Here is a 13,686-nt window from a genome sequence, read left to right as displayed (position 1 = left end):
GCCGGGGGGTTCCGTACCGGCCGCGCCGGGGCGGGGAAGCACGACACGCGCGGCGGGGATGGCGCGGAGCAATCCGGTCCCTGGCAGCATAAGTCGGGTGAGCACGCCAGGATCTCCCCCCGACCCAGCCCGCCGCACGGGCACCGCCGACGCACCGCGCCCGGTCTACTCGACCGGAGGCGTGGCCGCGGCCACCGCCGCGGGCATCGGTCTGGCGGTCATCGTCACCCTCACCATGGTCGGGTGGGTGGCCGCGCCCCACGACACGTTCGGCGAGGAGATCGTCGACCTGCTCCAGGCCGCCGTGCTGGCCTGGCTGGTGGGCCACCAGGTGTCGTTCGCCGTGCCGGGGGGGAGCATCAGCCTGCTCCCGCTCGGCCTGGTGCTGCTGCCGGGGCTGCTGCTGTACCGGTCGGGGCGGTGGGTGGCGCGCAACTGCGAGATCGCCCGGCTGCGGCACGTCCACCGGGCGGCGATCGCGATCGCCGGACCGTACGCGGCGATCGCGGGGACGCTGGCGCTGCTCGCCCGGACGGACGAGCTGGTGCCGAGCATGCCGCGGGCACTGCTCATGGGGTTCCTCATCGCGTTCCTGGCCGGCGGGCTGGGCGTGCTGCGCCAGCTGATGCGGGACAAGGGCGTGGCGGCCGGGGACCTGCTGGGGCTGATGCCCGCCCGGTCGCGGTCGCTGCTCGTGGGGATGCTCGCCTCCACCGGGGCCCTGCTGCTGGGCGGACTCCTGCTGTTCCTGGTGGCGCTGGCGGTGAGCCTGCCCGAGGCGGCGGAGACCACGCGGCTGCTGGGCCCGGGGTGGGTGGGCGGTCTGCTGCTGCTCCTCCTCCAGCTCGCGTACCTGCCCAACGCGGTGGTGTTCGCGGTCTGCTACGCCCTCGGCCCGGGGTTCGCGGTGGGGGAGATGACGGTGGTGGCGCCGACGGGGGTGTCGGTGGGGCCGCTGCCGCTGCTGCCGATGCTGGCCGCGCTGCCGGAGAACGGGGCGGCACCGGTGGTGTCGCTGGCGGCGCTGGCGGTGCCGTTCGCCGCGGGTGCGCTGGGCGGGGTGCTGACCCAGCGCAGTGCGCCGGACGTGGTGAGCGAGGCCGCGCCGCTGTGGGGGTTCGTGTGCGGGGTGACCACGGGGCTGCTGTGCGCGGCGCTGGGGGAGCTGGCGGGCGGGTCCCTGGGCGGGGACCGGCTGTCGGACGTGGGGCCGTCGGCCTGGCAGGTGGGGCTGGTGGCGGCGCTGGAGGTGGGGGTGGCCGCGGCGATCGCGGCGTGGGTGGCCAACTGGTGGTACACCCGCCGCTCCCCGGCCGCCGCCCCGGCTCCGGCGTCCGCCGGACCGGGGCCCGGACCGGAGCCCGCACCGAGGGTGGAGCTGCCCGCCGACGTCCCGGTGGGCGAGGGGCTGGCCACGGTCACCCCGCTGCGGCCCAGGGAGGAGCCGGGTGGAGCGGTCGCCGTGGAGGAGGCGCCCGGGGACACCGCGGAGGAGCCGGCGCCCACCGCCGAGGAGGGGCACGGGCGCGGGGAGGAGGAGCGCCGCGAGCGGGCCGAGGCGAAGGCCGCCGCCCGGGCGGCCAGGGCCGCGGAGAAGGAGCGGCGGCGCGAGGAGCGCCGAGCCCGCCGGGCCGAACGCCCCCGCCTGTGGCGCCGCAGGGCCGCCGAGGACGAGTCCGAGGACCTGTACGGCATCACCTACGAGGCGGGCCCGGAGGACGACGGTACGCCGCAGGCCTGAGGGCCGCCGACACGGCTCGGGGCCGCACCCTGGTGCGGCCCCGAGCCGTGTGTCCGGACGATCAGTCCCGGACGGCCGGCGGTTTGGGCCTGCCCGGCTCGAAGATGGCGTTGACCAGCTCCGTGCACCAGGCCAGCAGCTCCAGGTCCCGCAGCGGCTTGCCGCCCATGCCGCCCGCCTTGGGGACCGGCACCAGCAGGGTGCGGGTGGCCTCCTTCAGCAGCGACTTGGGGTACATCCGCCGCAGCCGCAGCTCCTGCGACTCCCGCAGCTCCACCGGGGTGAACCGGATCTGGTTGCCCTGGAGCACCACGTCCTGGAGCCCCGCGGAGCGGGCCAGGACCCGGAACCGGGCCACCGCCATGAGGTTGTCCACCGGCTGGGGCGGGGTGCCGAACCGGTCGGTGAGCTCCTCGTAGGCGGCGAGCACGTCCTCCTCGCCGGTGATGCCGGCGATCCGCTTGTAGGCCTGCAGCCGCAGCCGCTCGCCCGGGACGTAGTCGTGCGGGATGTGCGCGTTGACCGGCAGCTCGACGCGGGTCTCGACCTCCTCGGCGGCGCCCTGGTCGCCCTTGAGCTCGGCGACGGCCTCGCCGACCATGCGCACGTACAGGTCGAAGCCGACCCCGGCGATGGTCCCCGACTGCTCGGCGCCCAGGATGTTGCCCGCGCCGCGGATCTCCAGGTCCTTCATGGCCACGTACATGCCCGCGCCGGTCTCGGTGTGCTGGGCGACGGTGGCCAGCCGCTCGTAGGCGGTCTCGGTGAGCGGTTTCTCCGGCGGGTACAGGAAGTACGCGTAGGCCCGCTCGCGGCCGCGGCCGACCCGGCCGCGCAGCTGGTGGAGCTGGGACAGGCCGTAGGTGTCGGCGCGGTCCACGATCAGCGTGTTGGCGTTGGGGACGTCCAGGCCGGACTCGACGATGGTCGTGGAGACCAGCACGTCGAAGTTCTTCTCCCAGAAGTCCACCATGACCTTCTCGAGCTGCTGCTCGTTCATCTGGCCGTGGGCGTAGGCGACCCGCGCCTCGGGCACCAGGCGCTTGATCTCGGCGGCGACCCTGTCGATGGACGCGACCCGGTTGTGCACGAAGAACACCTGGCCCTCGCGCATCAGCTCCCGGCGGATGGCGGCGGTGATCTGCTTGTCCTCGTAGGGCCCGACGAAGGTCAGCACCGGGTGGCGCTCCTCCGGCGGGGTGAGGATGGTGGTCATCTCCCGGATGCCGGTCAGGCCCATCTCCAGGGTGCGCGGGATCGGCGTCGCCGACATGGCGAGCACGTCCACCTGGGTGCGCAGCCGCTTGAGCGCCTCCTTGTGCTCGACGCCGAACCGCTGCTCCTCGTCGATGATGACCAGGCCCAGGTCCTTGAACCGGGTCTCGGCGGACAGCAGCCGGTGCGTGCCGATGACGACGTCGACCTCGCCGCTGCGCAGGCCCTCCCGGGTGAGCTCCACCTCGGCGTCGGTCTGGAAGCGCGACATCGGCTTGACGGTGACGGGGAAGGACGCGTACCGCTCGGTGAACGTGGACAGGTGCTGCTGCACCAGCAGGGTGGTCGGCACCAGCAGCGCCACCTGCTTGCCGTCCTGTACGGCCTTGAACGCGGCACGCACCGCGACCTCGGTCTTGCCGTAGCCGACGTCGCCGCAGATCAGCCGGTCCATGGGGACGGACCGGCCCATGTCCTTCTTGACCTCTTCGATGGCGGCGAGCTGGTCGGGCGTCTCCACGTAGGGGAACGCGTCCTCCAGCTCCCGCTGCCAGGGCGTGTCGGGGCCGAACGCGTGCCCGGGCGAGGCCTGGCGGGCGGAGTACAGGCGGATGAGGTCGCCCGCGATCTCCCGGACCACCTTGCGGGCGCGGCTCTTGGCCTTGCTCCACTCGGCGCCGCCCATCTTGGACAGGGTGGGCGCCTCGCCGCCGACGTACCGCGTGACCTCGCTGAGCTGGTCGGTGGGCACGAAGAGGCGGTCGCCGGGCTGGCCGCGCTTGGAGGGGGCGTACTCGATGAGCAGGTACTCGCGGGTGGCGCCCTGCACCTGGCGGCTGACCATCTCCAGGTAGCGGCCCACACCGTGCTGCTCGTGCACCACGTAGTCGCCCGGTTTGAGCTGGAGCGGGTCGACGGTGCCCTTGCGGCGGCTGGGCATGCGCCGCATGTCGCGGGTGGAGGACTTCTGCCCGGCCAGGTCGGTCTCGGTGAGCACGACGGTGTGGACGGTGCGCAGCAGGAACCCGTGGTCGACCAGCCCGGTGGTCACGGTGGCGACGGCGGGTGCGGGCGGGTCGGTGAGGTCCTGGGCGAGCTGGGCGCCGAGCCCGGCGTCGCGCAGCATCGCCACGAACCGCTCGGCGGGGCCGTGCCCCTGGGTGACCAGCACGACGCTCCAGTTGTCGTGCAGCCAGCCCTTGATGTCCGCGAGGGCGCGCTCGGTGTCGCCGCGGTAGGACTCGGCGGGCACCGCGCCCACCACGACGGCGTCGTCCTCCTCACGGGTGTCGGTCTCGCCGGGGCTGAACGGGGTCAGGCCCCACCAGGGCGTTCCCAGCCCGGAGGCGACGGAGCGCAGGTCGGCGATGGACATGTACGCGGAGGCGCCCAGGTCGATGGGCGACTCGCCGCCGGAGGCGGCGTTGATCCAGGAGGCCTCGAGGAACTCGGCGCTGGTGGCCTCCAGCTCGATGGCGCGGGTGCGGATGCGCTCGGGGTCGCAGCCCACCACCATGGCGCCCTCGGGCAGCAGTTCCAGCAGCGGTTCCATGCGGTCGGCGAGGACGGGGGCGAACGCCTCCATGCCCTCGACCGCGACGCCGTCGGCCATCTTGGTGAGGACCTCGGCCAGCGAGGGGTGCTCGGCGGCCAGGGCGCGGGCGCGTTCGCGCACGGTCTCGGTGAGCAGCAGCTCCCGGCAGGGCGGGGCGAACAGGCCGGAGGCGGCGTCGCCGTGGTCGCCGCCCTCGGCGGGGGAGATGGAGCGCTGGTCGGCGACCTGGAAGTAGCGGACGTCCTCGACGCTGTCGCCCCAGAACTCCAGGCGCAGGGGGTGCTCCTCGGTGGGCGGGAACACGTCGAGGATGCCGCCGCGCACGGCCATGTCCCCGCGCTTCTCCACCAGGTCGACCCGGGAGTAGCCGGTGTCGGCCAGGGCGCGCACCACGTCCTCCAGGGACGCCTCGTCCCCGGGGCGGACCCGCACGGGTTCGAGGTCGCCCAGCCCGGCGACGAGGGGCTGGAGGACGCTGCGCACGGGCGCGACGACGACCCGCAGCGGTGTGGTCAGCGGGTCGGCGGGGTCGGGGTGGGCGAGTCTGCGCAGCACGGCCAGGCGCCGGCCGACGGTGTCCGAGCGGGGGGAGAGCCGCTCGTGCGGCAGGGTCTCCCAGGCGGGGAACAGCGCGACGGAGTTCTCGGGCAGCAGCGAGCGCAGGGCGTCGGCCAGGTCGGCGGCCTCCCGCTCGGTGGCGGTGACGGCCAGGACGGGCCGGCCGGCGCCCACGGGCGCGTCGGCGGCCAGGGCGCCGACCATGAAGGGTCGCAGAGCCGCCGGGGCGACGAGGTCGAGGTGGGGATCGCGGCCGCCCCGGGCGGTCTCGATCGCGCTGTGCAGTGCCGGGTCCCGGGAGACGTCGGCGAGAAGTCCAATGAGGCTCATAGCACCAAAGAAAGAAGAAGGTCCGGTTCAGGCGGAAGGTCGCGGCCTGCACGGTGAGGGGCGGCGGCACGGCTGCGGGCGCCGCCCGGGTCTGTTCAGACTATCGAGTCCGCGGCCCGCGCGCGGGCCGGGTTCGGACGGGCGCCGACGCGGTGCCCGGGGCGGGCCCTGTGCGCACGGCGGGCGGTGCCTTCATGAAAACCCTTCTCGAACTGCGCGTATTCCGTTTCCCGCGGGGGCCGGGGCGCCGTCCGAGCGGTGCGGCGCGGCGGCGCGTACCCGGTCCGGCATACGCTAGTGGCGATTTCGGTGAACTCCGGTCGGACCGCAGGAGAGGAAGTCGCGTGGTGAGTGTCGACAGGCGTGGGAGCACGTCGGACGGGCGGCCGGACGCGCCGGTCCTGGCCCCGGGCCCGGAAGCGCTCGCACATCTGGAGCTGATCCTGAGCGGTGCGTACCCGCTGCCGGGTTTCATGACACGCGAGCAGGCGGAGTCGGTGGAGCGCGGGGGCAGGCTGCCCGACGGGCGGGCCTGGCCGGTTCCGGTCATTCTTCCCGTTCCGGCGGAATTCGCCGTCGACGGCGGGGCGGTGGTCCTCACCGACCCGGAGGGCGCCCCGCTGGCGGAGCTCGCGGTGGCCGAGCGCTGGAAGGACGAGCACGGGGAGTACCGCCTGGCGGGCGAGGTGTCGCTGCTGCGGCCGCCCACCTACGGGGTGCTGCGCGAGCTGAGGGCGACCCCGGCGGAGGTGCGCGCCCGCCGCGACCTGGAGGGCAGGGCGGCGGGGCCGCTGCTGGCGGTGGTCACCGACCGGCCGCTGCACCACAGGGCCCTGCACCAGATCCGGGCGGAGGCGGAGGCGCTGGGCCTGGCCCCGGGGGCGGAGTCGGGCCGGGCCGAGGTGCTGGTCCTGGTCGACACCGGCCTGGAGGACGAGGGTATGACGGCGGCGGTGCTGGCGGCCCGGCCGCTGCTGCCGCCGCGCACCTCGTTCGCGGTGTGCACGCTGCCGCGGGCGGCGGCCCGCGCGTCCGGTCCGTTCGGCGGCCGGTGGAGCGACCGGGACGCGCTGCTGGCGGCGCACGTGGCCGCCGCGTACGGCGCGACCCACCTGATCGTGGAGGCGGGGGCGGAGGGGCCGGACGTGGAGCGGGTCATGGCCCGGCGCCCGCCGGTGACGGTGCTGGACCCCGAGCCGTGGCGGTACGACGCCGACGAGGGCCTGTGGGAGCCGCTGACCCGGGTGGATCCGGCGCGGGCCCGTCGGGAGCCGTCCGACGCCGAGGTGGAGGAGGAGCTGGCGCACGGCCGCGAGCTGCCGGTGTGGTTCACCCCGGCGAGGGTGGGCGCGGAGCTGGCGCGGCTGCGCCCGGCGCGCACCCGGCGCGGGCTGACGGTGTTCTTCACGGGCCTGTCGGGGTCGGGCAAGTCGACGATCGCCCGGGGGGTGTGCGACGGGATCCGCCGGTCGGGCCGCACGGTGACGCTGCTCGACGGCGACGTGGTGCGGCGCATGCTCTCGCACGGGCTGACGTTCTCCCAGGCGGACCGGGAGCTGAACATCCGCCGGATCGGGTACGTGGCTGCGGAGATCGGCCGCCACGGCGGGGTGGCGGTGTGCGCGCCGATCGCCCCGTACGCCAGGGGCCGCGCCGAGGCGCGGGCCATGGCCCGGGACGCGGGCGGCGACTTCTTCCTGGTGCACGTGGCGACGCCGCTGGAGGTGTGCGAGGCACGCGACCGCAAGGGCCTGTACGCCAGGGCGCGGGCGGGGGAGATCCCCGCGTTCACCGGGATCTCCGACCCCTATGAGGAGCCGGTCGACGCGGACCTGGTGGTGGACACCGTGGACGCGGACCCGGCCGATTCGGTGGCGGCGGTGCTGGCCGCGCTGCGCGCGGGCGGCTGGCTGCCCGAGGACCGCTGACCCGTCCCCCCCTTTCGAGAAGAAGTAGACGAGGATGCCGACATGACCGACCCCCAGCCCGTCGGGCACCGCCTGCTGCGCCTGGTGGAGGTGATGGACACCCTGCGCCGGGAGTGCCCCTGGGACCGAGGCCAGACCCACGAGTCGCTGGCCGAGTACCTCATCCAGGAGGCGTACGAGACGCTGGAGACCATCGAGGAGGGCGACCTGGCGCTGCTGCGCGAGGAGCTGGGCGACGTGCTGCTCCAGGTGGTGTTCCATGCGGCGATCGCGGCCGAGCGGCCCGAGGGCGACCCTGCGCGGTTCACGGTGGACGACGTCGCGGACGCGATCATCGACAAGATGACCCGCCGCCACCCGCACGTGTTCGGCGGGGAGCGGGTGTCGGGCACCGACGAGGTGTGGTCGAACTGGGAGGCCATCAAGGCGGCCGAGCGGGCGGCCAAGGCCGAGGCCAGGGGCGGGGAGGTGACCTCCGTCCTGGACGGGGTGCCCTTCGCCCAGCCCGCGGTGATGCTGGCGGCCGAGCTGCAGGGGCGGGCGGTGCGCAACGGGTTCCCCGCGGACCTGGTGGGCGACGACGGCGGGGCGGGCGGTGCGCTGTTCGCGGCGGTGGCCGCCGAGCGCGACCGCGACGCCGAGACGGACCTGCGGGCGGCGTCCCGCCGTTTCGACGCCCGGGTGCGGGCGGCCGAGGCGGCCGCCCGCGCGGACGGCCGCGACCCGCGCGGCCTGTCCGAGGAGGAGTGGCGCTCCTACTGGTCCGTCACCGCCTGAGCGGGACCGCCGGGCCCCGGGCCGGTCAGGTCCGGGCGGGGGCCGGGGCGTCCAGGTCCAGGGCCTCGGAGGCGTTGGACAGCCGCCTGTCGAACCGGCCCAGCAGGGCGAGCAGCGGGCCTCCCGCCCGCAGCACCGTGTCGCGCAGCAGGATCCCCCGGCGGGTGCGCGGGGCCAGGACGGCCATGCCGGCGTCGGCGATGGCCTGGTTGGCGTCCGCGTAGGGGCGCATCCGGGTGCCGTAGGCGGCCAGGGCGTCCGCGGCCCGGTCGTGCCGGGCCAGCTCCTGTGCGAGCACGTACGCGCCGACCAGGGCCAGGCTGGTGCCCTGTCCCGACATGGGGGAGGGGCAGTACCCGGCGTCGCCGAGCAGGGTGACCCGGCCGGCGGACCAGGTGTCCATGCGGACCTGGGTGACCGAGTCGAAGTAGAAGTCCTCGGTCCCGTCCATGGCGTCCAGGATGCGGTCGTTCTCCCAGCCCAGTCCGGCGAACTCCGCGCGCAGGTACGCCTTCTGCTCGGCGGGCGGGCGGCGGTCGATCCCGGTGGCCCGGGGGGCGCGGACGACGAAGATGCCCTTGGCCCCCTCGGCGCGGGGCGTGTGGTACATCCCGGCGCCCCTGCCCGGTGTGTTGAACAGCCGGGCCTCCCGGTCCAGCCCCAGGTGGTCCGGGATGGTGAAGATGCTGACGTAGGCGCCCAGGAACCGGGTGTACCGCTCCTCGGGTCCGAACGCGAGCCGCCGTGTGGCGGAGTGCAGCCCGTCGGCGCCCACGACCAGGTCGAAGGTGCGCGGTGCGGTGTTCTCGAAGACGGCCCGCACCCGGTCGCCGTCCTGTTCCAGGGCGGTGAGGGTGTCGTCGTAGAGGTACTCGGTGTACGCGGTGGTGGGTGCGTGCAGGATGCGCACCAGGTCGCCGCGGAGGATCTCCAGGGAGCGGTCGGCGCCCACCGCGGCGGAGGAGGAGAACCCGGCGGTGCGGCGGCCGCGGGCGTCGACGAAGGTGGCGCCCTCCATCTCGGTGACCCGTCCGCGGATCTCCTCGAGCAGGCCCATGCGTCCGGCGACGTCGACGGCGACGCCGCGCAGGTCGACGGCGTAGCCGCCGGGGCGCAGGGCGGGGGCCCGTTCGACCACGGTCGCGCGGATGCCGTGGCGGTGCAGCAGGTGGGCGAGGGCGGGTCCGGCGACGCCGGCGCCGGAGATCAGGACGTCGTGCACGGCGGGCATGGGGTCCTCCAGTGGGTCCCTCGGGGAGGTGGAGCCGTCTCCATCAACGTAGAGAGCTACTTGCCGGTCGTCAAGTAACTTACCGGTCGGAAAGTCAGGAGTAGACTCGGATGACCGGAGGAACGCAGGAACGGGAGTGACGTCTGTGCCCAGAACGCACGGGGACACCAGGGCCGAGATCCAGGAGGTCGCCCTCGACCTCTTCGGCAGGCACGGGTACGAGAAGACGAGCCTGCGCGAGATCGCCGAGCGGCTGGGCATCACCAAGGCCGCGCTGTACTACCACTTCCGCTCCAAGGAGGACCTGCTCCGGGCGCTCGTCGAACCCCTGGAGCGGGACATGGAGGAGTTCCTCACGGGCCTGGAGGAGGCCGGGGCCGGCGACCCCGCCGGGGTCCTGGGCGCCTACTTCGACATCTGCGTGCGCCACTCCGCCCTGATGACCGCACTGCTCAACGACCTGGCCTCGCTGAACCGGATCGGGCTGGTCGAGGACGTCATGGGCTGGCGGCGCCGCCTGGACGCCCTGCTCGTGGGCGGGGGCGCCGACATGCCCGCCCGCATGGGCGCCGTCATCGCCCTGGGCGGGCTCCAGGACCTCGCGGTGTTCCTGGACCCGGAACAGGCCCGGGGCCACCGCTCCCGGGCGGTGGCCATCGCGTTGGCCGCGCTGGCGGAGGGTACGGGGCAGCGAACACCCGGCATGGACTAGACCAATTTCACAGGGTGGGCGCGCTCACCCCCCGGGTGGGTCGCTAGTCTCGTGTCGGGTCCTGGAAGAGTGGTTCCCAGAAACACCGAAGAGACGGAGAGTGACCGTGGCGTCCATCGAGGCAGTTCAGGCGCGAGAGATCCTTGACTCCCGCGGCAACCCCACCGTCGAGGTCGAGGTCGGGCTCGACAACGGCATCATCGGGCGCGCCGGCGTGCCCAGCGGAGCCTCCACCGGTCAGTTCGAGGCGGTCGAGCTGCGCGACGGCGGCGACCGCTACGGCGGCAAGGGCGTGACCAAGGCCGTCGCCGCCGTCAACGACGAGATCGCCAACGAGCTGCACGGCTTCGAGCCCGACGACCAGCGGCTGATCGACCGCGCGCTCATCGAGCTCGACGGCACCCCCGACAAGTCCCGGCTGGGCGCCAACGCCATCCTGGGCGCCTCCCTGGCCGTGGCCCACGCCGCCGCGCTGGAGGCGGAGCTGCCGCTCTTCCGCTACATCGGCGGCCCCAACGCGCACGTGCTGCCCGTGCCGATGATGAACATCCTCAACGGCGGCGCCCACGCCGACAGCAACGTCGACATCCAGGAGTTCATGATCGCCCCCGTCGGGGCGTCCACCTTCTCCGAGGCGGTCCGCTGGGGCGCCGAGGTCTACCAGGCCCTGAAGTCCGTGCTCAAGGCCCACGGCCTGGCCACCGGCGTCGGCGACGAGGGCGGCTTCGCCCCGAACCTGGACAGCAACCGCGCCGCCCTCGACCTCATCGTCGAGGCGATCCAGAAGGCCGGGTACACCCCGGGCACCGACATCGCGCTGGCCCTGGACGTCGCCGCCACCGAGTTCCACTCCGACGGCGTCTACACCTTCGAGGGCGAGCAGCGCACCTCCGCGGAGATGTCCGCCTACTACGCCGAGCTGGTCGAGGCCTACCCGCTGGTCTCCATCGAGGACCCGCTCGACGAGGAGGACTGGGACGGCTGGAAGAAGCTCACCGACGACATCGGCGACAAGGTCCAGCTGGTCGGCGACGACCTGTTCGTCACCAACCCCGAGCGGCTGGCCCGCGGCATCGGCGAGGGCACCGCCAACTCGCTGCTGGTCAAGGTCAACCAGATCGGCACCCTCACCGAGACGCTGGACGCGGTCGCCCTGGCCCAGCGCAGCGGCTACACGGCGATGATCAGCCACCGCTCCGGCGAGACCGAGGACACCACCATCGCCGACATCGCGGTGGCCACCAACGCTGGGCAGATCAAGACCGGTGCCCCGGCGCGCAGCGAGCGGGTCGCCAAGTACAACCAGCTGCTGCGCATCGAGGAGCTGCTGGAGGACGCGGCCGTCTACGCGGGCGTGTCGGCCTTCCCGCGCTTCGCCCGGCGCGGCTAGTCTGCCCCAGTGTCCCGCGAATCACAGCAGCCACCCGCAAAGGCCCGTAAGGCGACCAAAGCCGACAGGCCGCGCGGCCGTGCCGCCCGGCGGGACACGAAGGCACCGGACCGGAAGAAGAAGCGGCCGGGGAGGGCGCCGCGGCCGGCGCCCTCCTCCGCCCGGGCCGTGCGGCCCATGCTCACCAGCCGGGCCGCGATCCTGGCCCTGGTGGTGTGCGTGATCGCGCTCAGCCTGGCCTACCCGCTGCGCGAGTACGTGGCCCAGCGCGCCCAGATCGCCCAGCTGCAGGAGGAGCGGGCGCGCATGGAGGAGAACGTGCGCGACCTGCGCTCCCGGGAGGAGGCGCTGGGCACCGAGGAGTACGTGGAGCGCGAGGCCCGGCTGCGCCTGCACTACCAGTACCCCGGTGAGACCGCCTACATCGTGGTGCGCCCCGAGGCCGAGGACGAGCCCGGTGCCGAGGCGGGGCCCGGCGAACCGTGGTTCACCGCCCTGTGGCGCTCGGTGCGGGAGGCGGACGACCCCGCGGCGGGGGCCGCCCCCTGACCCGCCGGGCCCGGCCCGCCGCCCGGAAGGGGCGCGGGCGCCCCGTTGGCCCTATCCTGGACCGGTCATGAATTCCGCAGACCAGCCCGTATCCGGGCCCACCGGGGACCCCGTCGACCCGCGCGACGTGGCCGCCGTCGAACTCCAGCTGGGCCGTGCGCCGCGCGGCGTGCGCGGTGTCGCGCACCGCTGCCCGTGCGGCCTGCCGGACGTGGTGCGCACCGCACCGCGCCTGGAGGACGGCACCCCCTTCCCGACCCTGTACTACCTGACGTGCCCGCGCGCCGCGTCCGCGATCGGCCGGCTGGAGAACTCCGGCCGGATGCGCGAGATGCAGGACCGCCTGGCCGAGGACCCGGACCTGCGCGCCGCCTACACCAAGGCGCACGAGTCCTACGTCGCCGAGCGCGCCGAACAGGCGCGCCGCGACGGCGTGGAGCCGCTGCCGGAGGGGATGCAGAGCACCGGGGGCATGCCCACCCGGGTCAAGTGCCTGCACGCGCTGGTCGCCCACGAGCTGGCCGAGCCGGGGGTCAACCCGTTCGGGGCCCAGGCCCTGGAGGAACTGCCGCGCTGGTGGGACAGGGGACCGTGCGTGTGCGTCGACGAGAACGCCCCCGAGGGCTCTGAAGGGAACGGGTCATGAGCGGTGTCGCGGCGATCGACTGCGGGACGAACTCGGTCAGGCTGCTGATCGCGGACGTCGTCCACATCGACGGTGACGAGGTCCAGGTCGTGGACGTCGACCGGCGCATGGAGATCGTGCGCCTGGGCGAGGGCGTCGACGAGACCGGGGAGTTCGCCCCGGAGGCGCTGGAGCGCACCTTCGAGGCGCTGCGCGGCTACGCGGAGGCCATCGAGGCGCACGGTATCGAGCTGGGCCCGGAGGCGGTCCGGATGGTCGCCACCAGCGCCACCCGGGACGCGGGCAACCGGCAGGTGTTCATCGACGGAGTGCGCGAGATCCTGGGCGTGGAGCCGGAGGTCGTCACCGGCCTGGAGGAGGCGGAGCTGTCCTTCGTCGGAGCCACGGCCGAGTTCGCGGCCGAGGCGGCCGAGGGCGGTCCCACCGATTTCAAGCCGCCGTTCCTGGTGGTGGACATCGGCGGCGGGTCCACCGAGTTCGTGCTGGGCGGTGAGCCCGGGTCGGAGGGCGAGCTGGTGCGGGCGGCCCTGTCGGTCAACATCGGCTGCGTGCGGATGACCGAGCGGCACCTGCGCAGCGACCCGCCCACGGAGCAGGAGATCGCGGCGGCGACCGCCGACATCGACGCGGCGCTGGACGAGGTCGAGCGGGTCGTGCCGCTGCGCGAGGCGGGATCGGTGGTGTGCGTCGCGGGCACCGCGACCACGGTCGCCGGGATCGCCCTGGACCTGCCCGAGTACGACTCGGAGCGGATCCACCACACGCGCGTGCCGGTGGCCGAGCTGGACCGGATCACCGGGCTGCTGCTGGCGTCCACGGCGGCGCGGCGGTCGGAGATCGGCGTCATGCACCCGGGCCGGGTCGACGTGATCGGCGCGGGCGCGCTGGTGCTGTCCCGGGTCCTGGCCCGCACGGGGTCGGACGCGTTCACGGCCAGCGAGCACGACATCCTGGACGGCGTGGCCTGGAGCCTGCTGGTCTAGGCCGTGTTCTTCGGGCCTTTGCTCCGCTTCGGTCCGTGTCCGGCGCCCTCAGGTGGCGGGAGCCTCCGGCC

10 protein-coding genes are annotated in these 13,686 nt (G+C 74.1%); 8 read left to right on the top strand and 2 right to left on the bottom strand.

All coding sequences use genetic code 11. The features are described 5' to 3' along the window. Window positions 1–97 precede the first annotated feature (97 nt). Entirely contained in the window at window positions 98–1,741 is a 1,644-nt protein-coding gene (locus tag ACSUPR_RS11920) for a cell division protein PerM (protein ID WP_436891284.1), read from the top strand. Between the two features lie 61 nt (window positions 1,742–1,802). Here ACSUPR_RS11920 and mfd read toward each other — a convergent pair whose 3' ends face one another. Next, entirely contained in the window at window positions 1,803–5,399 is a 3,597-nt protein-coding gene (gene mfd, locus ACSUPR_RS11915) for a transcription-repair coupling factor (protein ID WP_436891282.1), read from the bottom strand. A gap of 344 nt (window positions 5,400–5,743) precedes the next feature. Here mfd and cysC point away from each other — a divergent pair, with 344 nt between their 5' ends. Then, window positions 5,744–7,327 carry an adenylyl-sulfate kinase gene (gene cysC / locus ACSUPR_RS11910; protein ID WP_436891280.1) on the top strand — a complete coding sequence of 528 codons (1,584 nt, stop codon included), beginning with the start codon at window positions 5,744–5,746 and terminating at the stop codon, window positions 7,325–7,327. 42 nt (window positions 7,328–7,369) lie between these two features. Continuing rightward, window positions 7,370–8,104 (top strand): MazG family protein, encoded by a 735-nt coding sequence (locus tag ACSUPR_RS11905; RefSeq protein WP_436891278.1) that lies wholly within the window; start codon window positions 7,370–7,372, stop codon window positions 8,102–8,104. A gap of 25 nt (window positions 8,105–8,129) precedes the next feature. Here ACSUPR_RS11905 and ACSUPR_RS11900 read toward each other — a convergent pair whose 3' ends face one another. Then, the gene (locus ACSUPR_RS11900) at window positions 8,130–9,335 is read right to left on the bottom strand and encodes an FAD-dependent monooxygenase (RefSeq protein WP_436891276.1); all 1,206 of its coding nucleotides are present in this window, start codon (window positions 9,333–9,335) and stop codon (window positions 8,130–8,132) included. Between the two features lie 145 nt (window positions 9,336–9,480). Here ACSUPR_RS11900 and ACSUPR_RS11895 point away from each other — a divergent pair, with 145 nt between their 5' ends. The 5 genes from ACSUPR_RS11895 (at window position 9,481) to ACSUPR_RS11875 (ending at window position 13,615) form a co-directional block, all read left to right on the top strand. Then, window positions 9,481–10,047 (top strand): TetR/AcrR family transcriptional regulator, encoded by a 567-nt coding sequence (locus ACSUPR_RS11895; protein ID WP_436891274.1) that lies wholly within the window; start codon window positions 9,481–9,483, stop codon window positions 10,045–10,047. Window positions 10,048–10,153: 106 nt separating this feature from the next. Next, the gene (eno, locus tag ACSUPR_RS11890) at window positions 10,154–11,437 is read left to right on the top strand and encodes a phosphopyruvate hydratase (protein WP_436891272.1); all 1,284 of its coding nucleotides are present in this window, start codon (window positions 10,154–10,156) and stop codon (window positions 11,435–11,437) included. Between the two features lie 177 nt (window positions 11,438–11,614). Then, the gene (locus tag ACSUPR_RS11885) at window positions 11,615–11,986 is read left to right on the top strand and encodes an FtsB family cell division protein (RefSeq protein WP_436891270.1); all 372 of its coding nucleotides are present in this window, start codon (window positions 11,615–11,617) and stop codon (window positions 11,984–11,986) included. Between the two features lie 67 nt (window positions 11,987–12,053). Next, the gene (locus tag ACSUPR_RS11880; RefSeq protein WP_436891268.1) at window positions 12,054–12,632 is read left to right on the top strand and encodes a DUF501 domain-containing protein; all 579 of its coding nucleotides are present in this window, start codon (window positions 12,054–12,056) and stop codon (window positions 12,630–12,632) included. After that, complete coding sequence (locus ACSUPR_RS11875) at window positions 12,629–13,615, top strand: Ppx/GppA phosphatase family protein (RefSeq protein ID WP_436891266.1); 987 nt, start codon at window positions 12,629–12,631, stop codon at window positions 13,613–13,615. Before ACSUPR_RS11880 ends, ACSUPR_RS11875 begins: the two co-directional genes overlap by 4 nt. Window positions 13,616–13,686: the final 71 nt, after the last annotated feature.

Source organism: Nocardiopsis dassonvillei (assembly GCF_964273065.1).
GTDB classification, from domain to species: domain Bacteria; phylum Actinomycetota; class Actinomycetes; order Streptosporangiales; family Streptosporangiaceae; genus Nocardiopsis; species Nocardiopsis dassonvillei_B.
The sequence above is the reverse complement of the archived record's forward strand: the minus strand, read 5'-3'. Positions and strand labels throughout refer to the sequence as shown.